Annotated in this window: 24 protein-coding genes; 21 read left to right on the top strand and 3 right to left on the bottom strand. The window is 30.6% G+C overall.

Translation table 11 applies throughout. The features are described from left to right. The first annotated feature begins 62 nt into the window (after positions 1–62). From ACCQ40_RS03595 to ACCQ40_RS03570, 6 genes are read left to right on the top strand one after another with little or no spacing between them, the layout of a single operon-like run. Complete coding sequence (locus ACCQ40_RS03595; RefSeq protein WP_394020438.1) at positions 63–995, top strand: putative selenate ABC transporter substrate-binding protein; 933 nt, start codon at positions 63–65, stop codon at positions 993–995. A 3-nt stretch (positions 996–998) separates the two neighbouring features. Further along, positions 999–1,751, top strand: a complete 753-nt coding sequence (locus ACCQ40_RS03590) for a phosphonate ABC transporter ATP-binding protein (protein WP_410032630.1) — start codon at positions 999–1,001, stop codon at positions 1,749–1,751. Then, entirely contained in the window at positions 1,748–3,349 is a 1,602-nt protein-coding gene (locus ACCQ40_RS03585) for a PhnE/PtxC family ABC transporter permease (protein ID WP_394011716.1), read from the top strand. The genes ACCQ40_RS03590 and ACCQ40_RS03585 overlap by 4 nt, the downstream gene beginning before the upstream one ends. Positions 3,350–3,355: 6 nt before the next feature. Then, positions 3,356–4,087, top strand: a complete 732-nt coding sequence (locus ACCQ40_RS03580) for a class I SAM-dependent DNA methyltransferase (RefSeq protein WP_394011715.1) — start codon at positions 3,356–3,358, stop codon at positions 4,085–4,087. Beyond that, complete coding sequence (locus ACCQ40_RS03575) at positions 4,087–4,293, top strand: cold-shock protein (protein ID WP_394011714.1); 207 nt, start codon at positions 4,087–4,089, stop codon at positions 4,291–4,293. Before ACCQ40_RS03580 ends, ACCQ40_RS03575 begins: the two co-directional genes overlap by 1 nt. A 2-nt stretch (positions 4,294–4,295) precedes the next feature. Next, positions 4,296–5,300 carry an alpha/beta fold hydrolase gene (locus ACCQ40_RS03570; protein WP_394011713.1) on the top strand — a complete coding sequence of 335 codons (1,005 nt, stop codon included), beginning with the start codon at positions 4,296–4,298 and terminating at the stop codon, positions 5,298–5,300. Positions 5,301–5,328: 28 nt separating this feature from the next. On the opposite strand, the gene ACCQ40_RS03565 is transcribed toward ACCQ40_RS03570, so the two are convergent. Then, complete coding sequence (locus ACCQ40_RS03565) at positions 5,329–5,625, bottom strand: rhodanese-like domain-containing protein (RefSeq protein WP_410032629.1); 297 nt, start codon at positions 5,623–5,625, stop codon at positions 5,329–5,331. Positions 5,626–5,725: 100 nt separating this feature from the next. On the opposite strand from ACCQ40_RS03565, the gene ACCQ40_RS03560 reads away from it, so the two are divergent. The 6 genes from ACCQ40_RS03560 (at position 5,726) to ACCQ40_RS03535 (ending at position 13,718) form a co-directional block, all read left to right on the top strand. Next, entirely contained in the window at positions 5,726–6,190 is a 465-nt protein-coding gene (locus tag ACCQ40_RS03560; RefSeq protein WP_410032627.1) for a hemerythrin domain-containing protein, read from the top strand. Positions 6,191–6,309: 119 nt separating this feature from the next. Further along, a complete protein-coding gene (locus tag ACCQ40_RS03555; RefSeq protein WP_394011710.1) occupies positions 6,310–6,975 on the top strand; it encodes a DUF969 domain-containing protein in 666 nt (221 codons plus the stop codon). Beyond that, positions 6,975–7,922 (top strand): 5-oxoproline transporter, DUF979 family subunit, encoded by a 948-nt coding sequence (locus tag ACCQ40_RS03550; RefSeq protein WP_410032626.1) that lies wholly within the window; start codon positions 6,975–6,977, stop codon positions 7,920–7,922. The genes ACCQ40_RS03555 and ACCQ40_RS03550 overlap by 1 nt, the downstream gene beginning before the upstream one ends. Positions 7,923–7,931: 9 nt before the next feature. After that, positions 7,932–8,576: a pyroglutamyl-peptidase I gene (gene pcp, locus ACCQ40_RS03545; protein ID WP_394020457.1), complete on the top strand. Its 645-nt coding sequence runs from the start codon at positions 7,932–7,934 to the stop codon at positions 8,574–8,576. 75 nt (positions 8,577–8,651) lie between these two features. Next, positions 8,652–8,897 carry a hypothetical protein gene (locus ACCQ40_RS03540; protein WP_394020459.1) on the top strand — a complete coding sequence of 82 codons (246 nt, stop codon included), beginning with the start codon at positions 8,652–8,654 and terminating at the stop codon, positions 8,895–8,897. 348 nt (positions 8,898–9,245) lie between these two features. Next, positions 9,246–13,718 (top strand): DUF4011 domain-containing protein, encoded by a 4,473-nt coding sequence (locus ACCQ40_RS03535; RefSeq protein WP_410032625.1) that lies wholly within the window; start codon positions 9,246–9,248, stop codon positions 13,716–13,718. A gap of 86 nt (positions 13,719–13,804) precedes the next feature. Here the strand turns inward: ACCQ40_RS03535 and ACCQ40_RS03530 are convergent, their stop codons facing one another. Together ACCQ40_RS03530 and ACCQ40_RS03525 are read right to left on the bottom strand one after the other, a co-directional pair. Continuing rightward, complete coding sequence (locus tag ACCQ40_RS03530; protein ID WP_394020464.1) at positions 13,805–14,101, bottom strand: hypothetical protein; 297 nt, start codon at positions 14,099–14,101, stop codon at positions 13,805–13,807. Positions 14,102–14,266: 165 nt separating this feature from the next. Continuing rightward, on the bottom strand, positions 14,267–16,228 hold the full coding sequence (locus ACCQ40_RS03525) for a bifunctional metallophosphatase/5'-nucleotidase (RefSeq protein ID WP_410032623.1): 1,962 nt from the start codon (positions 16,226–16,228) through the stop codon (positions 14,267–14,269). A 136-nt stretch (positions 16,229–16,364) separates the two neighbouring features. Here ACCQ40_RS03525 and ACCQ40_RS03520 point away from each other — a divergent pair, with 136 nt between their 5' ends. The 9 genes from ACCQ40_RS03520 (at position 16,365) to ACCQ40_RS03480 (ending at position 24,930) form a co-directional block, all read left to right on the top strand. Further along, a complete protein-coding gene (locus tag ACCQ40_RS03520; RefSeq protein WP_410032620.1) occupies positions 16,365–17,216 on the top strand; it encodes a fructosamine kinase family protein in 852 nt (283 codons plus the stop codon). Between the two features lie 8 nt (positions 17,217–17,224). After that, positions 17,225–17,458 carry a hypothetical protein gene (locus ACCQ40_RS03515; protein WP_410032618.1) on the top strand — a complete coding sequence of 78 codons (234 nt, stop codon included), beginning with the start codon at positions 17,225–17,227 and terminating at the stop codon, positions 17,456–17,458. 7 nt (positions 17,459–17,465) lie between these two features. Then, positions 17,466–17,696: a hypothetical protein gene (locus ACCQ40_RS03510; protein WP_394011701.1), complete on the top strand. Its 231-nt coding sequence runs from the start codon at positions 17,466–17,468 to the stop codon at positions 17,694–17,696. An 88-nt stretch (positions 17,697–17,784) separates the two neighbouring features. Continuing rightward, positions 17,785–19,536 carry a tellurite resistance TerB C-terminal domain-containing protein gene (locus ACCQ40_RS03505; protein WP_410032617.1) on the top strand — a complete coding sequence of 584 codons (1,752 nt, stop codon included), beginning with the start codon at positions 17,785–17,787 and terminating at the stop codon, positions 19,534–19,536. Continuing rightward, on the top strand, positions 19,520–20,845 hold the full coding sequence (locus tag ACCQ40_RS03500; RefSeq protein WP_410032616.1) for an ATP-binding protein: 1,326 nt from the start codon (positions 19,520–19,522) through the stop codon (positions 20,843–20,845). The genes ACCQ40_RS03505 and ACCQ40_RS03500 overlap by 17 nt, the downstream gene beginning before the upstream one ends. Beyond that, positions 20,842–22,959: a DEAD/DEAH box helicase gene (locus ACCQ40_RS03495; protein ID WP_410032615.1), complete on the top strand. Its 2,118-nt coding sequence runs from the start codon at positions 20,842–20,844 to the stop codon at positions 22,957–22,959. Before ACCQ40_RS03500 ends, ACCQ40_RS03495 begins: the two co-directional genes overlap by 4 nt. A gap of 51 nt (positions 22,960–23,010) precedes the next feature. Next, entirely contained in the window at positions 23,011–24,027 is a 1,017-nt protein-coding gene (locus tag ACCQ40_RS03490; RefSeq protein WP_410032614.1) for a transglutaminase domain-containing protein, read from the top strand. After that, positions 24,024–24,440, top strand: a complete 417-nt coding sequence (locus ACCQ40_RS03485; RefSeq protein WP_410032613.1) for a hypothetical protein — start codon at positions 24,024–24,026, stop codon at positions 24,438–24,440. Before ACCQ40_RS03490 ends, ACCQ40_RS03485 begins: the two co-directional genes overlap by 4 nt. Position 24,441: 1 nt before the next feature. Beyond that, the gene (locus tag ACCQ40_RS03480) at positions 24,442–24,930 is read left to right on the top strand and encodes a macro domain-containing protein (RefSeq protein ID WP_394011695.1); all 489 of its coding nucleotides are present in this window, start codon (positions 24,442–24,444) and stop codon (positions 24,928–24,930) included.

Raw genomic sequence — 24,930 nt, 5'->3', positions numbered from 1 at the left:
TTTGACTAAATCCTCCTTGTAATATATTATTAAATTATAAATATTATAAGGAGGATGTTTTTATGAAAAAATATTTATTAGCCTTATTAGCTAGCTTTATGCTGATTTTTACAGCATGTTCAAGTAATTCTAATACTGAAACAAAAACTGATGAGCCAGCTAAGGTGGAAGAAGACACTGCTGAAGAAACAGCATCTACTGATGGTGAAGTATTTAAAATAGGTGCTATTCCTGACTTTGATCAAGCAGAGATGGAAGAAGCCTTTAATGATTTTGCTGAGTATTTATCAAAAGAAATTGGTAAACCAGTAGAATTTGTTCCTACAGTAGACTATGCATCATTAGTTACTGCATTTGACAGGGGAGAAATCGACCTTGCTTGGTTTGGTGGACTAACTGTAACTCAAGCTTTAAATAAAGTTCCAGAAGCAGAAGCCTTCGCTCAAAGACCATCTGACCAAGAATTTAAATCAGTATTTATTGAGCAAAAAGGATTAGGTTTAAAAGGTCTTGAAGATTTAAAAGGTAAAACATTTACTTTTGGATCAGAAAGCTCAACATCTGGCCACTTAATGCCAAGATATTTCTTAACAGAAGCTGGAATTAATCCAGATGAAGATTTTGATGGTGCTGCTAACTACTCAGGATCACATGATAAAACTTATAAACTTGTAGAATCAGGTGCTTTCCAAACTGGAGCAGTAAATGTTCAATATTGGGAAAAAGCTTTAGATGAAGGTTTAGTAGATGAAACAAAAGTAGAAGAGTTTTACAGAACTCCTGATTTCTATGACTACAACTGGACTTTAAATAAAGATATTGACCAAAAATTTGGTGAAGGAACAGCACAAAAAGTAAAAGATACTATCTTAAATATGAAAAAAGAAGATAGCAAAATCATGGACTTACTTTCAACAGAAGAATTTATCGAAACTAAAAATGAAAACTACGACTTAATCAAAGAAGTTGCAGAACAATTAGGAATGTTAAATTAATCAATGGAAAACTCAATTCTTACTATAAAAAATTTGAATAAAAGTTTTGATGACCAAGTCATTCTTAACGATATAAATTTAAATATAAATCAAAATGAAATAGTAGCACTTATTGGCCCTTCTGGGGCTGGTAAGTCTACTATTTTAAATTTAATTACTAATGTCTTAAGCCCAGATAGTGGGGAAATAATAGTTGACAACTCAAATATCAATGAAATAAAAAATAATAAGCTAAGGGCAAAAAAGGTTGGTATTATCCGCCAAAGTTTTGACCTAGTTGATTCTTTATCAGTAATAAACAATGTTTTGATAGGTAGGTTTAACGAATGGGGATTTGGTAAATCTTTTGCAAATCTACTTCATACTAAAGAAAAAGATCTTGCTTTAGAGATATTAAATAAAGTTGGTTTAGAGGATAAAGCATATCAAAAAGTAAGTTTGCTATCAGGTGGAGAAAAGCAAAGGGTAGCCATAGCAAGACTTATGGTACAAAATCCTAAACTAATTTTAGCAGATGAGCCCGTTTCATCCCTTGATCCAGCTCGTAGTAAGGAAATATTAAAACTACTAACAAATCTTGCTAAAGATCAAAATAAGTCCTTACTTGCTAGTGTCCATTCAGTAGAGCTTGTAAAAGATTATTTTGACAGAGCTATTGCCTTAAGAGATGGGCAAATAGTTTTTCATAAAAGAGTAAGTAATATCACAGAAGAAGACTACAAAAATCTATATAATATTAAAAAGGATATAGTATGAGAAGTAAATCTACTAATAGACCCTTTAAATTATTGTTTTTATTTTTAATTGTTTTTATATTTTCCTTAACTTACATAGATTGGTCAGCAGGGATTATCCATGCAGGTGGAATACCTATTTTAAAATCTATGCTCGCATCTATGATACATCCAGATATTTCAGGTCCAATTTTATTAAAAGCTTTAGATGCCACTTGGCTAACCCTATCTTATGCACTAATTTCAATTTCTCTTGCGATTATTCTTGGACTTATCCTAGGCATACTAGCTGCTGGTATTATTTTTAAAAATAAAGTAGTAATGAAAATTGCCAGAGGAATTTTAGGCTTTTTAAGAGCCGTTCACGAATTGGTTTGGGCTTGGATTTTTGTGGCGGCAATTGGACTAAATCCTCTTGGTGCAGTAATTGCCTTAGCTATTCCTTATGCAGGTGCTCTTGGCAAAGTTTATGCAGATTTACTAATGGAAGTAGATTTAAAACCAGTAGAGGCTGCTAAACTTAGTGGTGCAAGCAATATGCAGGCGCTTTTTTATGTTTATTTTCCCTTGGCTTTCAAAGAAATGCTAAGCTACACTCTCTATAGACTAGAATGTGCTGTAAGAAGCTCATCTGTCTTAAGTTTTGTTGGTCTTGGTGGTTTAGGTTTTCAAATCCAATTAGCCCTGCAGGATATGAATTTTACTAGGGTTTGGATATATATTTACTTTTTAGTAGCATTGGTTTTGGTAATAAGTACTTGGAATAATAGCTTGAGAAAAACTTCTTCTGATAAAAATAGAGTGAAAATTACTGCCGTTGTCCTTTTAGTTTTAATTATCTTATCCTATGTAAGTTTATTTAGAAATAATAATACAAATCTGAACGAACTTTTTAGTGACAAAAACAAAGAATATTTTACAAACTTTATGAATGGTTTACTAGGAAAAGGGGAGGATCTACCAGCCTTTAGAGATCCTGCTAAGTGGCAAAACGGTTTAAAATTAAGCTTTGACACACTAATTTTAAGTATAATTGCTATGGGTGTTGCTAGTATTCTAATGTTTATTTTTGTAGTCTTCTCTGCTAGAAATGTAAGAAATGAAAGTCTAATATCGAATAATATTTTTGGAAAAATTATGTTTTATATTGCAAGATTTTTATTTTTAGTAACAAGAGCGATTCCTGAGCTAATGTGGGCTATGATTTTAGTTTTTATATTTAAACCAGGCCTACCAGCAGGAGCCTTGGCACTGGGTTTGCATAACTTTGGAGTTTTAGCAAAACTTTGTTCAGAGGTTATAGAAGAAATGGACCCAAGACCTATAAGAAATTTAAGTTTAAATGGAGCTAGCACCTCCCAAGCCTTGCTTTATGGAATATTTCCAGAAACTAGCATTAAATTTATAAATTATATCTTATATAGGTGGGAAGTTACTATTAGAACGACAATAGTTGTTGGTTTTGTAGGTGCAGGTGGACTAGGTATGGCCTTTAAGCTAGCTATGAGCTTCTTTAGGTATTCAGAAATTACTTTATATATGATATGCTATTTAATATTAGTTTATCTTGCAGATTTTATATCTAAAATATGCAAAGACTATATTAGAGGTAAGGAGTAATATAGAATGTACGAAGATTTTTCTTATATTTATGATAAATTAAGTTTTGATTTAGACTACAAAGGATATGCAAATAATATCTTAGAGCTTGTAGAAAATTATAATATTAAAAAAGAAAATATGCTAGAACTTGCTGCAGGATCAGGTATGCTTACTAATTATTTTTTCGATGAATTTAAAAACATAGATGCCTTGGATATTTCACCTGATATGCTCAATGTTTTTGCAAAGAAATATGACAATGATAATATAAATCTTATATATTATGACATGGTTGAGTTTGAAAATCCTGGTAAATATGATTTGATAGTTATCTTGCTTGATTCTATTAACTATGTTACAGACCCAAAAGAACTTAAAAAACTTTTTGCTAATTGCTATAAAAATTTAAAAGAAGACGGTCTTTTAGTTTTTGATATCAATTCCGAGTATAAAATGACAGAGATTTTTGGCTCAAACTGCTATGTTTATGAATACGAAGATATATTCTATACCTGGGATAATTTTTATGAAGATGATTTGGTTGATATGCACCTTAATTTTTTTGTGGAAAATGAAGATGGCTCTTATAAAAGAATTTACGAATATCAACAAGAGCGTGTTTATAAAACTTCTGAAGTAAAAAATATGGTAGAGCAAGCTGGGTTTAAAGATATAAAAACTTATGACGAAGATGATTTTGATGATGTAAGAGATGACAGTCAGAGAATATTATTTAGTGCAGTAAAGGGAAAATAATGACAATAGGTATAGTTAAATTTTTTGATAATAAAAAAGGATATGGGTTTATAAATGCAGGTGAAACAGATTATTTTGTACACTTTTCAAGCATAATCTCAGATGATGAATACAAAAAATTATCTGAAGGAGAAGAGGTTTCATTTGAAGCAATAGATCAACCACGTGGTCCTTCTGCTATAAATGTAAAAAAATTGGAGGATTAGTTATGAATTTATGGTTACTCCCTTTAATAATTATTATTTTAATCTTGCCTCAAATTCACTATCTTAAAAAAACTAGTGATTACAAAAAAATGAGAGTTGGCAAAAAATGGTTTGTTAGACAAAAACAAATTTTTGATGAGCATACAGAAATGTATATTACCAATACCGATGGCCACGATATTTTTGTAAGACTATATGAAAATGAAAACCCAAAAGGCATAGTGCAGCTTGTCCATGGTATGGCTGAGCATTCTTACAACTATTTGGATTTTATTAATTATTTAGTCGATGATGGTTACATAGTAATTGCTCACGACCATAGAGGCCATGGCAAAAGTATTTCAGAAAAATATCCTAATGGATTTATGAGATTATCAGAAGAACTTATTGATGATACCTATGTAGTAAATTCTTATATACACGATAAATATCCTGATTTGCCAATATATATGATAGGCCACTCTATGGGCTCTATGATAGCTCGTATGTATTTACAAAACTATGATGATACTATAGAAAAATTAGTTTTAATTGGAACAGTTGAACATAGTAAGATTGCTCCCTTTGGTGTGTTTTTAGGAAATATAATTACTTTTTATTTTGGAGAATACCAACCAGCAGTCCTTACTCCGCTTTTACCAGGCGATGGGGATGATACCTGGATATCCTATAATATGGATAATGTCATAGAAAAAAGAAATGATAGTTTTAGAGTCTTCCAATTTTTAGAAAGAGCAGTTGTAGTAATTATTGATCTGAATAATAAAATGAATAAGGTCTCTAACTATCAATTTAAAAATCCAAAGCTAAAAATCCACTCAGCAACTGGTGCAGATGATATAGTAACTGGCGCTACAAGAGGTATTGATAATTCCCTTAATTGTTTAAAAAAAGTTGGATATGAAAATATCAGCTATAAAGAATACGACCATATGGAACATGAAATCTTAAATGAAAAAGATAATAAGTTAGCTTACTATGATATTTTAGAATTTTTAAACAAATAAATAAAACTCCTAGCTTAGACTAGGATTTTTATTTTGTCATTTTATAATCATATAGTCTTACGCCAGGGGCAATTGTTATATTGTCAAAGCCAGCATAGGTTAAAATATCAGCTGAATATTCGCTTCTTTTAGTAGAGCCGCAATATACGGCAAGGGGTTTATCAGTTTTTATTTTATCAATATGCTCTAAAACTTCTTCGTGAGGTACGTTTATAGATCCTGGAACATGCCCTGCAGCGTATTCTTCTTTGGTTCTAACATCAATTATAAAATATTTATCTAAATTATCTTCCAAATCTTTTCCGCTAATTAATTTATACTCCATAGTAAACTCCTTTTATATAAAATATACCTTTTTTGAATTATTGCTATAAAGGCAGCAATTTAATATAATATAGGAGTAAATAAAATTAAGGAGAAAGTAAATGAACTACTTAAAACTAAATGAACAAGCCCACAGTGAAGTAAAAGATTTAATAGAAAAGGTTAAATCTTCAGATGGAAAAACCAAAGAAAATGCTTTTTATAAAGTTTATGCAAAACTTGCTGGCCACCATGAAGCAGAAGAAAAAATAGTATTTCCAAAAGCTTTAGAAAAATGTGAGAGCATCGATGACAAAGATACTATTTTAGAAATGCCAGAAGAGCACTCTGTAATCATGTTTCAACTAGGAGTTTTAAATAATACACCTTTGGATAATGAAACTTGGGATGCAAAGTTTAGCGTTTTTGAAGAAATTGGCACTCATCATATGGATGAAGAAGAAGACGAGTTTGCAAAAGTAGCTAAAAAATTATTCTCAGATGATGAGCTAGAAGATATAGGTGCAAAAGTAGAAGAAGAAATGAATGCAATTCAAAAAGAATGGCTTGATAAACTTAAAAAATAAAGAAAGGCTAGAAATAGCCTTTTTATTTGTTATTTTATAGGCGATTTCTTTCAATAATACTTATTGACTTTCTCTTCATATTAATTTACGATTAGAAAAATATTCAAAGGAGGATTTATATGGAATATTTAAAACTTATAGGTATTCTGATAATAGTTTTAGGATTTATTTTTAAATTAAACATTGTATTTACAGTTATATTATCAGGATTCGTAACAGCTATGGTTGCTGGAATTTCTATCCCAGAATTTCTAACCATCCTTGGCGAAAACTTTGTAAACCAAAGAATAGTAACCCTATTTATCATAACCTTACCAGTTATAGGTTTATCTGAACAATATGGGTTAAAACAATCAGCAGAAAAACTTGTTAAAAAACGTGAAAACTTATCACCAGGAGCATTATTTAATGTTTACCTGTTATTTAGAGAATTAGCTGGTTTCTTATCAATGAGAATTTACGGTCTGGTTCAATTTGTAAGACCAATTATTTTCCCAATGTCAGAGGCGGCAGTCGAAAAACAATATGGAAAAATTACTCCAGAACAAAGTGAGAAATTAAAAGCTCGTGCAACAGCTATGGAAAACTTTGGTAACTTCTTTGCTCAAAATACCTTTATTGGAGCAGGTGGAGTACTTTTAATTGCAGGGCAAATGGAATCTTTAGGATATCCTGTAACAAATGCTGATATAGCAGCAAAATCTCTACCTATCGCTTTAATTTGTTTAGCACTCGGAGTTATTAAAAATATAATTGATGATAGAAAATTAAGGGAGGCTAAATAATGCAAACAATATTTGGTATGCCAACAGCAGATTTTTTCCCAAAATTCTTAGAATTTATCTTTGTATTAATTGGTCTACAATTTTTCTACACTGCATATAGGGTAGCAAGGTCAGAAGATAATGAAAAGAAATTTACAACCGTAGTATTTTGGCTTATTTTAGGTACTCTTTTTGCCTTTGGTAAATTAATACCATCTATGATTTCAGGAATACTTGTAGTAATCATTGGAATTATCTCATTAATTAATGGAATCATGGTTAAAGGTGCTATCATAAATGATGAAAGAGTAGAAGTAGAAGGATCTAATAGACTTGGAAATAAAATATTTATTCCAGTAATAGTAATGGCAGTTTTAGCTATTATTATTGCAAAACTTATCCCAGATTCTTCTTCATCTGTACTAGGATTTACAGCAATTATTGCAATAATTGTAGCAATGATTATGACAAAATCAGGCTTTGGATCTATGATGAAACAATCTGATAGAATGGTTCAACAAGTAGGTTCAGTAGCAATTTTACCACAACTTTTAGCAGCTTTAGGTGCAATTTTTGCAGCAGCAGGGGTTGGTGATGTTATCGCATCAATTATTGGTAATATGATTCCAACAGTTAATCCATGGACAGGGTCTATTGCTTACGTTCTAGGAATGGTAGTATTTACTGCAATTATGGGTAATGCTTTTGCAGCCTTTACTGTAATCACAGCAGGAATTGGAGTTCCATTTGTAATTGCCCAAGGAGCAGATCCTGCAATAGCAGCTGCATTAGCGATGACAGCAGGTTACTGTGGTACACTAATGACACCTATGGCTGGTAACTTTAACGTACTTCCAGTAGGATTATTAGATATGAAAGATAGAAATGGGGTAATAAAAGAACAAGCCCCATTATCAATATTAATGATTATTGCCCATATACTATTAATGAGATTTTGGGCGTTTTAGGAGGAATAAATGAAAATTTTAGTAACAGGATTTGATCCATTTGGTGGAGAACCAACAAACCCAGCTATCGAATCTGTAAAAAGAATAGATGACAATATCGAAGGAGCAGAAATAATCAAACTTGAAATACCAACAGTATTTCACAAAGCAGCGGATGTGGTTGAAGCAAAAATCAAAGAAGTAAATCCAGATGTAGTTTTATCAATCGGACAAGCAGGTGGTAGATATGGTATCACTGTAGAAAGAGTTGCAATTAACGAAGATGATGCTCGTATCGAAGATAACGAAGGAAATCAACCAATTGATGTAGTTATCAGAGAAGATGGAGCACCAGCATATTTTTCAACACTTCCAATCAAAGCAATGGTAGAAGAAATCAAAAAAGAAAATCTACCAGCAAGCGTATCAAACACAGCAGGTACCTTTGTATGTAACCACATCATGTACCAAGACTTATACTTAGCTGAAAAATATGGAAACATCAAAGCAGGATTTATCCACGTACCATTTTTAACAGAACAAGTAGTAGATAAAAAAGATACAGCTTCAATGAGCCTTGAAGATATCGTAAAAGGACTAAATGCAGCAATTAGAGCAATAGTAAAATACGATAATAAAGAAGACCTAAGCGTAACAGGTGGAGCAACTCACTAAAATAAAGACCCTAAGGGGTCTTTTAAATTGCAAAAAAATGGGTATATTCTACTAAAGAACTAAAGGAGAATTAAAATGGAAAATAATAAAGATAAACAAGTATTTGAAGCCGATGATTTAGAACTAGAAGATAGAGAAAATTACAAAAAAACAAACGAAGAAATAGAAAAAATTAAAGAATATCAAGAATCAATCGTAGAAGACGTTCCAATGAGCAACGGCGAGCACTGCGGTATCGTTGAGTTTGAAGGCCAACGAATCAACACTTGTAAAGGCGAAAAAATAGTTAAAAAAGGATACGAAAATCCTGATAATAAATAAAATAACTATTTTCGAGAATAGATTAGAGATTGGCAGATTAAAAGACAAGTCGATTTGCTGGTGATCTCCAATACCGAGTTGCAATTAAGTAAGGATTAATATTATAAAGAAAGACGGCGTTGCAATACATAGAATTTTGGAAACTTACAGCGCTAATATATCAGATAAAAATCTATAAAGCAAAATTGGGCAATTCGTATACTTTTAGATAATTACAAATCTAATCTAGTAAAAGTCTTGAAAACTAGAACTGAAGTTCTAGTTTTTTATTGCTTATAATTAAGCTTGAGTAAACTTAGATCTCATATAAAATATAATAATAGCAAATAATAATTATATGGAGTAATAATGAATCAACAAGTGATTAATAAATTAAAAGATTATGAGAATAATCTAATAGAAACAGATAGAAGAAATAATTTAATAAATTTAAAGGAAAATTTGCAATCTTTTAAAGTTATATATCCGACAATTGATACAATATATAATCAATTAGTTGATAACGAAACGGCTGCAATTATATCTATTGAAGATGTAATCAGAAAATATGATGAGTATTTTAGCAAAAATAATGAAATTGTGGAAGATGATCATCTGAGTCCAAATGATTTAAAAAATAAAATTGAAGATGATGGTTTTATAAGTAATAGTACTTACACAAAATTTAATTTATCAAAAATAATAAATAAGAAAGAAATTGTACTGTACTCTAGTAAAAATAAAAGTATTGATTTAGAAAAAGATACAACATTAAAAAAACTCGAAGAACTTATTAAAAAATCTGAAACATATAAAAAAGAAAGAGGGATACATGTTCTACATATTGCACTAGGATTTGTAAAATGGAATGAGTCACCTACTTCTATTACTTATAATATCTCTCCGCTTTCATTAATGGAAATTAGCATAAATCAAAAAAGTAAAGGTTCTCCTTTTACGGTAAGCTCGAACAATAGCTCTATTATATTAAACCCGATCCTTAGATATAAATTTTATCAAGATTTTGGTATTGAATTATCAGAATATTCTAATGAATCCATAGATGATTATTTAAGTATTTTAGATAATGAAATGTCCAGATTAAAAGATTCTTATAATATCAATTATGAAGTAAAAAAAGATACTTACATTAGTAATTTCAGAACTGATAAAATCAGTATGTACTTAGACATTAAAAATAACCACGAATTAATTTTAAATAATCAAAATATTTTAAAAATATTAGGAGAAAGAGATGATGGAGACTATAGCTCTATTGAAGAGGAGAATTATTCAGAAGAATTCTATCCGTTGTTAGATTTACATAATGTAGTGAATGCTGACTCCAGCCAAATAGAAGCCATTCTATCAGCTAAGAGGAATGAAAGTTTTGTCCTTCAAGGTCCCCCAGGAACTGGAAAAAGTCAAACTATCACGAATATTATAGCAGAAAGTTTATTCGATGGGAAAAAAGTATTATTTGTATCCCAAAAACAAGCCGCATTAGAAGTTGTAAAAAATAATTTAAATAAAGTTGGTCTTTCAGACTTTTATCTTGATTTGTTTGATAACGTGTCCAATAAAGATGTATTGTCAGATATAAATAATTTATTAAATAGAAGACATAATAAGTCTTATATAGTAAATGATGATAATATACGAGAAAAAAATCTAATTAAAGACCTAAATGAATACAATAACCTTATACATTCTTTAGATGAAGATACAGGAAAAAGTTTATATGATTATTATGGAGAGTATTATAAACTTAATAAGTATCCAGATGTTGATTATATATTGTCAATTCCTATTAACGAAAAAAAAGAATACCTACATAATGTGATAGATTATTTAAACTCTTATAAAGCATATGCTAAAGATTTAGGGTATGATTACCGCAAAAATCCATGGTATGGTTATAAACTACAAGATAATTCTTTGTTTACCAAACATGAAGTTTATGAAAATATAAATATATCAATTAATGCTTTTAAGGATTTAATTAATCACAGTGAGTATTTAAGTAATAGAATGAATGTAAGAATTAATAACTACAACGATTTATTAATTGTTAATAAGTTGATAGACTATTTGCTAAACAACAACATAATTCTAGATTTAGATGTAGAAAAATTTGATGAAACGAATGTGGATAAAATTAACAAATTAAAAGATTTAGCTATACGTATTAAATCTTTATCAAGCGAAATAGAAAATCTTTATAAAGCAGAAATCTATCTTGTGGACTATAAAGATTTACACTATAAATTAACTCAAATATTTGATTCTAAACTTAAAAGAATTACTTCTAGAAAAGAATATAAGAAAACTATTTATGAGATTAGTAAGAATAGAAAAAGTTCCGAAATTGACTACGACGATGCTTTAAAAATAATCAACACTTTAATAGATTATAATGATATGCTTGCAGAATATAAAAGTTTAGAAGAAGATATCGTAAGCTTGTTAGGGCCAGATTATAATGGAATAAATAGCGATTGGGGCCAAGTAGAATTTTGCTTAGATTTATATGAATATTTAAATAATCCTAATATAAGTAATATTTTATTGGATACATCTGTAAATAACTTATTAAGTATCGTTAGGTTAGATAAAGAGCTAGTAAATATCTCTAAAAGAATTAATAGTTATGATGAAGATTTGGAATTAATTCAAAATTATTTTAATAATGACATTTTTGATATAAAAAATACAAAACTGAGAGAATCTCTATTTAAGTTAGAATTAATAATTACTGAGTTTGATAATCTTGATAATTGGATAAATTTTAAAAAATTAATTGATAGTTTAGATAGATATAAAATTTTAGGATTTGTTAATAAAGTTAATGAAAAAAATATACCTTTAGAAAATATAGATAAATTATTTCTAAAAAGATTTTATATGCAAGTTATAGAGTCTAAAATCACTCAATCTAACATTTTAAATAGCTTTAATAAGAATATTTGGGATAAGCATGTAGAGGACTTCAGAGAATTGGATAAAAAAAGTTTCAATAATAACCAAGAAACTATAAAGCATAGATTATATCAAAAAATACCAAACAATACTAAAATTAAGGCCAATAGCAAATATACTTTTTTAAGAAAAGAGAATCAAAAGAAGAGAAAAGTTAAATCAATCAGAGAAATACTAACAGAGGCTGGAAATGAAATTTTAAACATAAAACCATGTTTTTTAGTATCACCATTAAATGTAAGTAGTTATCTTGATCCACAAGTATTCAAATTTGATTTAGTAATATTTGATGAAGCTAGCCAAATATTTCCTTGGGAAGCTATAGGATCCATATATAGAGCAAAACAATCAATTATTGTAGGGGATACCATGCAAATGCCCCCATCAGATTATTTTAGAAGTTCAGTTGATTCTGATTTTGAAGAAAATTTAAGTGAGGTTAATGATTACGAATCAATTTTGGATATATGTACTGGATATTTTAACCAAATAAGATTAAATTGGCACTATAGAAGTAAATATGAAGAACTAATTGCTTTTTCCAATAAAAAATTTTATGATGGTAATTTGTTAACTTTTCCGTCCTCAAACCCTGTTGGTAAGGATGAAGGAATGGAGTTTGAGTTTGTAAACTCGAAATTAGATTCTGTTACTAATCAAAATATAAAAGAAGCAGAACAAGTAGTAAATTTAATATATGAACATTTTAAAAATTTTCCCAATAGATCATTAGGTGTAATATCATTAAATTCAAAACATGCAGAGTTAATCGAAAATATCTTAGATAATCGAAGAATAAAAGAACCTAGCTTTGAGGAATTCTTTAGTGATGAAAAAAATGAACCATTCTTTTTAAAAAATCTTGAAACAGTGCAGGGGGATGAACGAGATACAATCATTTTTAGTATTGGATATGCGTTAAATGAAAACGGAATCTTAAAAAGGAACTTTGGTCCATTAAGTAGAGAAGGTGGAGAAAGAAGACTTAATGTTGCTGCTTCTCGCGCTAAAATAAATATGAAAGTAGTTTCATCTATTCATGATTATGACTTGAAAGTAGAAGATTTAAAATACGATGGAGCTAGATATTTAAGAGACTATTTAGATTATGCAGAAAATGGTACCAGGGCTTTAGATAGAAGTATAAATATTGAAAACTATGATCACTTTGATTCTCCATTCGAACAAGAGGTATGCTATTTTTTAAGAGAAAATGGTTTTACTGTTGATACCCAGATAGGAGTTTCAGGTTATAAAATTGATATGGGATTAAGAATTGAAGGAACAACCAAGTATCTATTAGCTATAGAGTGTGATGGGAGAACATATCATTCTTCTAAAAACGCAAGAGATAGGGATGTATTAAGGCAAGAAATATTAGAAAATTTGGGATGGTCTTTTTATAGAATATGGTCAACTGATTGGTATAAAAATAACAATAGAGCGAAAGAAGATTTACTAATTGTGTGCCAACAAGTGGTTAATAGATTTAATTCATTTGCTGAAAGTACTTTAAATATGGAAGAAGTAAATACTGAGGAATTAAACATAATAGATGATACTTCTAATGGTAAATATGATTTTTTCTTTGATAAGTATAATATTATTAATATTAAAGATAGAAATATAGTCAGTAGAGTTGATTTTTCAGATGAAAATGATAGAAACGAACTTATAGATTCAATACTATATAGTAATTCACCAATAACTAAGTCTGAATTGTTTAAAAAAATAAATGAGCTACTAAATGCTGATATTAGCTCGTATAGCTTAGAATATATTTTAATCAAGTACCTTGATGAGAGAAAATCGGATGTTTATTTAGATAAAAATGAAATATTTATATCAGAGAGGGTAGATTAAATTTACATTAGTAAGTCGATATAAAAAGCTAAATTTTATAAATGGTCAATAAAAATGGATGAGCGTACTCATCCATTTTAACTTTATTAGTTGTTTGTTTTTTCTGTAGTAGTTTCTTCTTCTACTTCTTTAGCTGCATCATCAGCTGCGTCTTTAGCTGCTTCATCAGCAGCGTCTTCTACTTTTTCTTCAGCGTCTGTAGCTGCTTTATCAGCTGCTTCGTCTGCTTTTTCTTCTACTTCTGTTGTAGTTTCTTCTTCTACTGCTGGTTCTTCAACTGTTGTTTCTGTTGTGTCAGCTTTTTCTGTGTTTTCAGCATTGTTTCCACATCCTGCAAATGCGAATGTTCCTGCTAATGCTAGTGCTAATAATTTTTTGTTCATAATACTCTCCTTTTTGTTAATTCGATTAACAGCGTTATTATAGTCGCATATCAGTACTTTGTCAAATATAGCTATAATTTATATGTATTACTCGTTTTTTAGCTATATTTAAATGATTTGTAAACAAAAAAACTCCTACTTTTTAGTAGGAGTTAATATTTTTACCTAAGCAGCTTTATTAGTATCTACTTGCGCACTAATAGGGCTTAGGCGGTTATCATTTTCTGGAGCTATTGTGCCACCTTCTTTTATTGCATTTTCAAATATTTCTGATATTAGTTCGTATTCAGCTAGTTTAGTTTGACCTTTAAACATTTCATATCCATCTCCACCAATAGCCATAAAGTCATTAGTTACTAGGGTATAAGTTTTTTCTGGATCATATGCTTCGCCTTTAATAGTAATTTCTGTAACTCTTTGGCCAGCTGGTTTTGTTTCATCATATCTTACAACCATGCCACCAATTTGTGGGAATTTTCCTGCTGAGTTTGGAGCTTCTGAAAGTCCGTGTTCTAAAGCTTCCTTAATCACTGATCCCTTAACTTCAAGAGTTACTGCAAAATTTGTAAATGGGAATACTGTAAGAACATCTCCTTTGGTAATGCTACCAGCTGCAATTGATTCTCTAATACCACCACCATTAGTGATTGCTACGTCTGCACCAGTTGCATTTATCATAGCATCTGCTACAAAATCACCTAAGTTTGTTTCGCGAGTTCTAACCATATCACGAACACCAACTAAATCTACACTAGTTTCTCCTACTTGTTGATCAAGAACTTTTTTATTCTCATTTGTAACTGATTCAATTTGCGCTAGTGTATCGTTGTTTGCATTTAGGTATTTCATTCTGTTATATGGTTTTAAGCTAGCATTTTTACTTACAATTTTATTATCTTTATCTAATAAGAGTGTAACATCACCAATGAAATATCCGTGTGCTTTTGTTTGAGCAATCAATGTATTACCAACGTATCTTCCATTTTGTAATTCTGTGTGAGAGTGTCCATCTACTATAAGGTCAATTCCTTCTACATTTTCTGCAATTAATGTAGATGTTTCTTTACTTTCTTTATCTTCTCCTAGGTGAGATAGGCAAATAATTACATCAGCACCTTGATTTTTAAGGTTTGTTACTTCATTTTGTGCAGTTTCAACTGAATTTACAAATGTAAGACCTTCTGTATTTGCTGGAGATGATTTTGTTTTTGTTTCTTCTGTAGCTAGACCAAATATACCTACTTTAACTCCATTTATATCAACTATTTTATCTGAGTCAAGCACGTTATCGCCATTTTCATTTACTACATTTGCTCCAAATATTGGGAAGTTTGCTTTGCTTTTTAATTCTACTAATCTTTGATAACCATAGTTAAAGTCGTGGTTACCAGCGGTCATAGCATCAAATCCCATTTGATTCATGACATTTATTACGCTATCACCTTTAGAAATAGTAGCAAATGTTGTACCGTGGATTACATCTCCTGCATTTAATAGGAGGGCGTTGTCTGCTACATTTTTATTATCGTAATAAGTTTTAAGTTTTGCAAAACCTAGTTCACCATTTTTTTCATTTTCTTCCACTCTTCCGTGAGTATCATTTACATGAACTACAGAGATTGTTTTATATCCACGAAGTTTATTTAGGGTATATTCTGATTTTGCCTGAACTTTCATTGAATCATTAACAATTTTTACAAATTTATCTTTCTTAGCTTCGACTTTTTTAGGAGTTAGTTCAAATAAAAGAAATACTGATTCTTGCTTTACCTTGTTATCAAAAGTAGAAGCATCAAGTTTTTTAATTTGTTCACTTTCGTTTGCACGTTCTGGGTGTAGACTATCTACAACTGGCTTTGATTTTTTAATTGCAGCATCAGATTTATTTATTAAATCTTTTAGCTGAGATTCAGAGCCATTTGATAGACCTGGATATTCTTCTAAAAGCATTTTACTAGCTTTATTTGAAACATTGTTAGAAAAATATGATGTTTCAAGTTGAGATTTTTGGCTATCATTTAAATTTGCAGCGTACGCTTCATTTCCTGTTGTAAAAACACCTGATGTTAGAAGAGCAAGGCTTAGTACACCAGAAAAGATTGGCTTTACTTTTTTGTTGGTAAACATAATTCCCCCTTAGTATTATTTTATATAATTATATCATATAATAATTTACAAAAGTCTTTTGTAAAATTTATTTTATATTTCATTGCGTTTGTAAAGCATAAGTAAGGGTAAAAGTAGCTTATAAGAGGTGATTACTATGGAAAAAATTATTAAAAAATTACCAATAGATGTAACAGATGTTAGGGCAGCACGCGGGGGAGATGTAAATGATGCTTATAAGATTTACTCCCATGATGATATCTATTATTTGCTAGTCCAAGAAAATACTGATGATAGTTTTTATGATGGAGAAATATCTGGTTTAAAACTTTTCGAAAAAATTGGCATAACAGGGCCTAGTGTAATTGATCATGGGTTTGTTGATAATGATGCATATTTACTTTTATCGTTTTTAGATGAAGGTAGCCGTGGATCACAAAGTGAACTTGCTAAAACTGTTGCAAAACTTCACCAATACAAAAATCCCGATGGTAAATTTGGTTTTGATTTTGCGCATAGGGGTTCACAAACTACTTTTTCAAATGACTGGAGTGATACGTGGTCAGAAGTTTTTCTTGACCAAAGAATGGCAGTCCTTGCTAAGCAACTTGTGGATATGGATTTGTGGACTAGTTATGATTATGAAAAATATCAAAAAGTGCATGCCATAATGAAAGAAGAATTAGATAAACATATATCACAACCATCCTTACTACATGGAGATTTGTGGGGAGGAAATTATATGTTTTTAAAAGATGGCACTCCAGCTTTATTCGACCCAAGTCCATTTTATGGAGATAGGGAGTTTGATATTGGTATTACAACAGTATTTGGTGGATTTACGGATGAGTTTTATGAAAAATATAATGAAATATACCCACTAGATAGCAACTACAGATTGCGCTTAGAATTTTACAGACTCTACCTATATATGGTACATTTGGTAAAATTTGGCAATATGTATGAGTCATCTGTAAATATGACCATGGAAAATATATTAGGATATTGAGGTAAATTATGACATTAATAGAAAATAGCAAAGAAAAAGTTTTGGAATTTGTTCAGAGTGAATACGACGGCTATACTGATATTAACTATATAGGCGAGTGGGAAAGCTATGATTGCTATGAAATAAATACTGATGAAGATACAGATGGTGTAGGAGCCTTTGCTCTAGTAAATGAAGATGGTGTACGACTATCTGATAGTGATGAAGATTACGAAATAGTACATTTTTTTAGTATAGATTAGGAGAAATATGGAAAATAAATATTATGATGAGGCCTTAGAGTTTGCTATAAAGGAATTTGAAGAAGATAGTGAAATATCTTACTTAGGCGACTATGAGGGCTATGAAGTATATAGAATAAAAGATAATGACGATGAAAGCAATTTTTTAGTAGATGAATATATCTTGGCCAATGAAGATGGGGTAGCAAAATCCTACTACCATGAATCGGTAGCCATTGCTAGAAAATTTGGTTTATAAATGAGGAGCGCTAGGAAACTAGCGTTTTTTTGAGCAAAAAAATCCTTGACAAGGTATAATGATTGGAAGATTAATTAAGGGGGCTTATATGAAATATGAAGATATAAAGAAGTTGATAGATAATATAGCAGCTGATATTTCTAAGCTCCAAAAAGGCGAAAAACAGACCTTTAAAAGAAAAATTGAGGTAGGAGATATAAGTGGGGTTATAGATATAAGCCATGAAAAGGAAGAAAAAATTCCACCAAAGATAAAAAATGATAAGCCAATAGTAAAAGACTATAGGTATTGGATACTAAAACTTGATCGTCATTATAAGTCTAAGGCTATGAGAGTAAACCAAGTTAATGTGGCCGCCTTAAAAATGTATGCAAGACTTTGTGAGACCCTAGAACTTTATTTAAACGAAAAGGGTACAACTGTTGCAAGACATGTCTCAAAGTTAAGACGTGAAACAGTAAATTTTGACCTATACTACACTATATATCTCATAGCAGAAACACAAGTTTTAAACTTTTATAATCCCCTTTCAAGAAAAACAGCAGAAAAGTCTTATAAGATAATTGAAGATTATGTAGGGTCTGATGCTAGAAAATTACTGGAAGATAGGGCAGATGAATTAAAGTATGAATTAAAACCTGCAGATAAGGAAACCAAAGAATATTTTAAACTCACAGACAATAATAAAATTTCCTTATGGTGGGATCCTGACGGATCTGCTAGAGAAAAATATAATTTTACTAAAGAAGAGCAGTTAGCAATTAATCAAATTTCCAAGCGCTCTAATGTCTTATGGAAAAACAAAAAAGTTTACAAGCTACTGATGGACTTATACTTATCCACCTTAAGGGCCTTGTTTGATGCAAAAGATATAGAAACTAAAAGACTTACTAGAGTAATAAAACCCTACCAGCAATCAAAAGATATTTTAGATGCTATCTTAGTCATAAGTGAGAAAAATATTAGGGAAATATTTAGTTTTTATGGCTGGATATCGACAGAAAAGGCTAGTGACTTATTAAAAGAAGAAGCTAATATTGATATTTATAATTTTGTAAGTGACTATCAAAAAGACTATCTAAATAATCTTGACTTTAAATTGTTAGATGAAATTTACCGAGACTACTTTGTTAAAAATCCTAAAAAAACTCAGGACTTTATAAATTATCTAATATACCTTGACATAGAAGAAGAAATAAAACTTGTAAAAGATTATGAAGACCATGAAAACTTTGAAAAAATATTAAAAGAACTGGTTAAGTCATGGTATGAGGATGAGAAAATAATCGCTTTGTATTACTTATACAAAAAAGATTTAAACAAAAAAAGCCATGTCAAATATTTATTTGAAATTATTAATAAAGCAAATTTTGACGAATTTTTAAAACTTATAAAAGAAAACGAACTAAGCTTAAGTTTAATTGAAGAAATCAGCAAGCTTAAAAATATTGCCCCTAAAAAAATTAAAGTAGATAGCAAAAAAATTGATATTTCTAGGAGAAACTTGGATAAAACAGTAAGTCTAGTAAATGAATTTTTCGATGAAGAAGAAAGCCTTGAACCGATAGATGAGACTAAAGAAGATGTAGCAAATGAAGATGACAATTCCTATACTGATGTATTGGCTAGAATTTTGGACCAAGGATTTATTTCTGTTGATGAAGTCCAAGCTTTGGCAAAAAAAGATGGTCTTACCCTAAATACCTTTATAGGAAATATAAATGAAAGCTTATTTGATTATATAGGTGACCAGACTCTAGTAGTAGAAGACAAAAAAGTAATTATAGATGAATTTTATGTAGATATGATAAAGGAGTATGTAGATGGCAGCAAGAATTAACCCCAAAGAAGCATCAGTTATCATAAAATCCCTAGAAGGTGGAGTGGTGCCAAATATGGGTGTCCAACATCTTTTAGTTGGTAGAAATAGAGAAGTAGAAGAAGTTATAAAAATTTTAGATAGTGTAGCTGATGGAGGAAGTGACATCCGTTTTTGGGTAGGGGACTTTGGATCTGGGAAAAGTTTTATGCTTGCAACAATAGAACAGCTTGCCTTACAAAAAAACTTTGTAGTTTCTACCCTAGACCTCAATCCATCTAGGAGATTTTATGCGACAGATAGAAAAGCTGTAGCTCTTTATACTGAAATAATTGATAATATAAAAACTAAGACGCTAAAAAATGGTAATGTCCTAAGCTCAATTATTGAAGAATGGTTAAATCAAATTTTTTCTAAGGTTGCTGATAACTTAAGTATAGAAGTCTCTGAAATTTTAGAAGGTGCCTACCAAAAAGAAGTAACCAATGAGATTTTAAATATCATTGGAAATTTTTCAGCAGTAGGTTTATCCTTTGAATTTGGAGAGGCCTTAGTTAAATTTTATGAAGGATTTATAAACGATAATAGGCTGATAAAGACAAATGCTATTAGGTGGCTAAGGGGAGATATCACTACCAAGACTGAGGCCAAAAAAGTTGTAGGTATTAACCAAATAATAAATGATGATAACTGGTTTGACGCTCTTAAAAATATGAGTGAGCTATTTTTAGGTATTGGTTATAGTGGCTTTGTAGTTAATTTTGACGAGGCAGTAAATTTATATAAGATACCTCACTCAGTAACTCGTGAGAGAAACTATGAACGCATTTTAAATATATATAACGAGGCGAAGTCAAATATAGCTAAGGGTTTATTTATAAATTTTGGTGCCACTCGAAAAACCATTTTTGATGAAAACCGCGGTTTATCTTCCTACGGGGCACTAAAAGGGAGACTAGGTAGCGAAGATAGTATGGATAATAAATTAGTAAATACAAATCGAACTGTCCTAGGGCTAAAACCACTTTCTAATGAAGAAATCTACACGCTTTTAGAAAATTTAGTAAATGTTTATAATGTTCATTACAGAGAATCTATTGAAATAGCTGAGTCAGAAATAATTACCTACATGGAGGGGCAATTAAATAGGCCAGGAGCAAATGAATTCTTAACTCCACGTGCGGTTATAAAAGATTTTATAGAAATCCTAGATTTAAAAAGACAAAATCCAAATGAAGAGATAATTGACATTATAAGTGAACGATTTAAGGATGTCCTTACTATAAGCAAAGATCCTGATGATATGGATGATGAGATAGAAATAATATGACAACTTCCTTTGATTTATTAAATAGAGAACTTAGATTTTATATTCATGAGAAGGGCTGGCCTGCCCTAACAAAAATTCAAAATGCATCTATAAAAGCATTTTTTTCTACAGAAAATAATTTGATTTTATCAGCAGCTACAGCATCTGGAAAAACTGAAGCTGCTTTTTTGCCTGCCATTAGCAAGGTTAAAAATTGGGACAAGGGTGTGAAAATTTTATATATTTCGCCCCTTATTGCCCTTATCAATGACCAATTTAAACGCATAAATGATATGTGTTTTGATATGAACATTCCAATTACCTCATGGCATGGAGAAGCTAGCAAGGCAAAAAAAGATAATCTTATAGATAGCCCAAGGGGAATTTTGTTAATCACTCCGGAATCTATCGAGGCCTTGCTATCTGGTAAGCCAGAAGTGGCGAAAATATTATTTGAAGATTTAGAATACATAGTAGTTGATGAAATCCATAGCTTTTTATCAGGAAATCGTGGTTTGCAATTAAAATCTTTACTAAATCGTATGCTTAGATTTACTTACGAACCACCGCGTATGATAGGTTTATCTGCGACAATTGGTGATAAAAATTATGACCTTGCAAAAAGATTTTTTAACAATGGCCGTGATACAAATATATTAGTAGATAAAAGTCAAAATGACTTTGCATACACCTTTGATATGCCAGAACCTATTGAAATGTCAGATGATTATGTAAATTTCATGTACTATTACTCCCTAGAGGGGCCTATGCTTATTTTTCCAAATTCTAGGGAAAAGGTTGAGCTAATTGCAGTGAAGCTTTCCAATTTATATAAGGAAAAGAATGAAGATATAAAAATATTTGCCCACCACTCTTCAGTCAGTAAATTGCTCAGAAAAGAAATTGAAGAATTTGCCAAGGAAGCAAATAATGAAAATTATGTAATTGTTGCAACATCTACTCTAGAATTAGGAATTGATATAGGATCTGTGCACTCAGTTGTTCAGTTTACAGCTCCTCACACAGTTCTATCCCTAGCCCAAAGGCTGGGAAGAAGTGGAAGAAAAACTCACAAGTCAATTCTTCATCAAATAAATATTGGAGTTTATGATGCCCTCCAATCTATGGCAGCTATTTCTTTATTTGAAGAGGGTGTTTTAGATAAAATTGAAGAAACAACTAAGGCCTACGATGTTTTTGCCCACCAAGTTTTATCAACTCTTCTAGAAAATTATGGACTGCCTATTGATGAATACTTATTTTTAAATAAAACATTATCTACATTTGCTGATATAACTGATGACGAATTTGAAGAAATAACTGAGTATATGGCTAATGAAGGATATATAGAAATATTAGAAAATGAAGTAATTACAGGATTAAACCTGGATAAGCTCATGTTTATGGGGAGATTTTATAATCAATTTATAACAGCCCAAGCCTTTACAGTTTATAATGAGGCGGGAAAAATAGGAAAGATAGAAATCCGTCCAGAAGTCCAAGAAGAAGCAAATATATTTTTGGCTGGTCAAGTATGGAAAATTGATAAGATCTACAGAGATAGCAAAAAAATAAGAGTTTCTGCTGCAAATGAAGGTGCTCCTCCAAAATTTTTATCAGCTGGAGATGTGGATATAAGTCCGATAATAAGAGAGCGTATGAGATATATAATAGATTATCCAGATGATTTTAGTTTTGATGAAGAATCTGCAAGATATATATACGAACTTCATGACGCTTTAAAACCATATGAATATCCTTTTTCAGTAGAAGATGACTATATAGGATTAATGACCTTTCAGGGAACAAAAATAAATAGGACGCTCGCTATAATGTTTAATGTAATTAGTAAATCAACTTCATATTTTATTTCAGAAGCGGATAGTATAGTGTGCGGTCCTGAAACTCCTGAAATTTTTGAAGAACTTAGGATAAATCCAGTAAAAAGAAATCAAATATTTAAGTTTTTGCTAAAAGAAAAGACTCTTCTAGATGCCTACCTTACGCCAAATAAATATATGATTTTAGTTCCTGAAAATCTTAGAGCAGATTATGTTATTAATAATTATTTAGATATAGCAGGTGCCTATGAATACTTAAAAATTCATACAAATGAAAAAGAGATAAATTTATAAGGTTTTCCTTTTATGTTAAAATAAAGATATCAATAAAGAAAAGGATATTTGATGAAAAAACTTATTTATATACTTACTTTACTGTTACTTACTTCTTGTGGTAGCAGGGGTAAGGAGGGTGGTGTCCCGCCCATTACTAATACAAAAAAAGAAGATGTGGTTGATGAGAGTAATATTTCTCTTGAAAAAATTAAACCCAAAAGCCCCGTTCTAAAACAACCAACTTTTGAGCCAATTTCCCTGGACTATGAAATAGTAAAACCAGGATTTTTAGTAAAAGATAGATTTGAGGATTTAGAAACCCAGGATAAATATGGGGTGCGTATGATGGAGTTTTATGATGAGAAAAATCAAATATTCTATGTTAGTCGCATCATAAAAGAAGCCCTCCAAGATCCTAAAGTAAAACTAACAAACGACTTTGATGATAAGATGGATTTTGTAAGCACCTTATTTTTATTAAGTCCTTACTACTCCCAAGCAAAGACAGAGCCTTACATATATGCAAATTATTGGTTTGATGAGGACACTTTTAAAATTGTTCCTAGATATCAAATAGAAGAAAATACCAAAACATATATGACAGATGAAGAGGCAGCTCAAGTGGAAAATCAATTAAAGGTTTTAGTAGACTATGCTAATGAAAATTATGAATCCGATTATGATAAGGCCTATTACTTTGCTCAGTGGCTAGCAGAAAATAATGAATACCAGTTTGATTCAAGCCCAGAAAATTTAATAGAAAATAATATGTATGGGGCTTTAGTAAAAGGGTTGTCCCAATGTTCAGGTTTTGCTCAAAGTTTTGCTATTCTTTGCCAAAGGGTGGGTATACCTTCTTATTCAATAACAGGAAATACCAAAGAAAAGATCAGACCTCAAGACTATTCTGGGGAGCATCAATGGAATGTTGTAAAACTTAATGATAATTGGTCTTATGTTGATGTTACTGGCATGGTTGCCAATGGTAGACCTTATTATTTTTATTATTTTGATAGATCAAAAAAAGAATTTACAGACTACTATGTGAGTGAATTTTTTAATGATATTGAGGAGTATATAAGATGATTGTAAATCCATATAGTGAAGTATTGTCTTTGCATGATATGAATATTATTGATTTTACTGTAGAAAACGGCAAGGTCTTAATTAAGCTTAGCCAGGCAGTTTTAATATCCACAGAGGATGATTATATCCTAGATAATCCTATCATTATAGTAAATGATTTAATTGATATAAAAACAAATGAGGATTACCCAATAAGGATAAAATTGATATCGGATGATAGTGTTAAGAGTATAACTTATGCAGACTTAAACAAATATAATTTTACAATTCTTGAGGAAGCCTATGGTTTTGGTCTAGTTCATTTTTATGGAATAGCAACAAAAGGTGATAAGGCTTTTGATTGTTTTATAGATATCCATTATTGTGGAGACCTAGAAATAAAGTGGGATAACAAAATTTTGGTGGAGTCCTAAAATGAGCTTTGAAATTATCAATAAAGATATAACAAAACTAGATGTAGATGCTATAGTAAATGCTGCAAATACTTCTCTACAAAGGGGTGGAGGAGTGTGTGGGGCTATCTTTAAAGCAGCAGGGGCAGAAAAATTAGAAAAAGTGTGTAATAAACTTGCTCCAATCTCAACAGGAGATGCTGTCATAACTGATGGCTTTGACCTAAAAGCAAGATACATCATCCACACAGCCGGCCCTGTTTATAATACAATAAATCCAAAAAAATCGGAAGAATTATTAGCAAAGTCTTATAAGAATTCATTAAAGCTAGCTAAGGAAAATGAACTACAATCCATAGCCTTTCCGCTTATATCAGCTGGTATATATGGTTATCCAAAAAAAGAGGCCCTAGCTATTGCACAAAATACCATAGATGATTTTTTAAGTAAAAATGAAATGGATATTTACCTAACTATTATTGATAAGGACTTATTAGCAGAGATTAAATAA

Source organism: Anaerococcus cruorum, assembly GCF_046365495.1.
In the GTDB taxonomy this organism is placed as follows: domain Bacteria; phylum Bacillota; class Clostridia; order Tissierellales; family Peptoniphilaceae; genus Anaerococcus; species Anaerococcus cruorum.
Note: the sequence above shows the minus strand (reverse complement) of the source record. Positions and strands in the feature narration are given on the sequence as shown.

Coding starts and splice junctions, on each gene's coding strand:
- ACCQ40_RS03595 (WP_394020438.1), top strand. CDS start 63: ATGAAAAAATATTTATTAGCCTTATTAGCTAGCTTTATGCTGATTTTT.
- ACCQ40_RS03590 (WP_410032630.1), top strand. CDS start 999: ATGGAAAACTCAATTCTTACTATAAAAAATTTGAATAAAAGTTTTGAT.
- ACCQ40_RS03585 (WP_394011716.1), top strand. CDS start 1,748: ATGAGAAGTAAATCTACTAATAGACCCTTTAAATTATTGTTTTTATTT.
- ACCQ40_RS03580 (WP_394011715.1), top strand. CDS start 3,356: ATGTACGAAGATTTTTCTTATATTTATGATAAATTAAGTTTTGATTTA.
- ACCQ40_RS03575 (WP_394011714.1), top strand. CDS start 4,087: ATGACAATAGGTATAGTTAAATTTTTTGATAATAAAAAAGGATATGGG.
- ACCQ40_RS03570 (WP_394011713.1), top strand. CDS start 4,296: ATGAATTTATGGTTACTCCCTTTAATAATTATTATTTTAATCTTGCCT.
- ACCQ40_RS03565 (WP_410032629.1), bottom strand. CDS start 5,625: ATGGAGTATAAATTAATTAGCGGAAAAGATTTGGAAGATAATTTAGAT.
- ACCQ40_RS03560 (WP_410032627.1), top strand. CDS start 5,726: ATGAACTACTTAAAACTAAATGAACAAGCCCACAGTGAAGTAAAAGAT.
- ACCQ40_RS03555 (WP_394011710.1), top strand. CDS start 6,310: ATGGAATATTTAAAACTTATAGGTATTCTGATAATAGTTTTAGGATTT.
- ACCQ40_RS03550 (WP_410032626.1), top strand. CDS start 6,975: ATGCAAACAATATTTGGTATGCCAACAGCAGATTTTTTCCCAAAATTC.
- pcp (WP_394020457.1), top strand. CDS start 7,932: ATGAAAATTTTAGTAACAGGATTTGATCCATTTGGTGGAGAACCAACA.
- ACCQ40_RS03540 (WP_394020459.1), top strand. CDS start 8,652: ATGGAAAATAATAAAGATAAACAAGTATTTGAAGCCGATGATTTAGAA.
- ACCQ40_RS03535 (WP_410032625.1), top strand. CDS start 9,246: ATGAATCAACAAGTGATTAATAAATTAAAAGATTATGAGAATAATCTA.
- ACCQ40_RS03530 (WP_394020464.1), bottom strand. CDS start 14,101: ATGAACAAAAAATTATTAGCACTAGCATTAGCAGGAACATTCGCATTT.
- ACCQ40_RS03525 (WP_410032623.1), bottom strand. CDS start 16,228: ATGTTTACCAACAAAAAAGTAAAGCCAATCTTTTCTGGTGTACTAAGC.
- ACCQ40_RS03520 (WP_410032620.1), top strand. CDS start 16,365: ATGGAAAAAATTATTAAAAAATTACCAATAGATGTAACAGATGTTAGG.
- ACCQ40_RS03515 (WP_410032618.1), top strand. CDS start 17,225: ATGACATTAATAGAAAATAGCAAAGAAAAAGTTTTGGAATTTGTTCAG.
- ACCQ40_RS03510 (WP_394011701.1), top strand. CDS start 17,466: ATGGAAAATAAATATTATGATGAGGCCTTAGAGTTTGCTATAAAGGAA.
- ACCQ40_RS03505 (WP_410032617.1), top strand. CDS start 17,785: ATGAAATATGAAGATATAAAGAAGTTGATAGATAATATAGCAGCTGAT.
- ACCQ40_RS03500 (WP_410032616.1), top strand. CDS start 19,520: ATGGCAGCAAGAATTAACCCCAAAGAAGCATCAGTTATCATAAAATCC.
- ACCQ40_RS03495 (WP_410032615.1), top strand. CDS start 20,842: ATGACAACTTCCTTTGATTTATTAAATAGAGAACTTAGATTTTATATT.
- ACCQ40_RS03490 (WP_410032614.1), top strand. CDS start 23,011: ATGAAAAAACTTATTTATATACTTACTTTACTGTTACTTACTTCTTGT.
- ACCQ40_RS03485 (WP_410032613.1), top strand. CDS start 24,024: ATGATTGTAAATCCATATAGTGAAGTATTGTCTTTGCATGATATGAAT.
- ACCQ40_RS03480 (WP_394011695.1), top strand. CDS start 24,442: ATGAGCTTTGAAATTATCAATAAAGATATAACAAAACTAGATGTAGAT.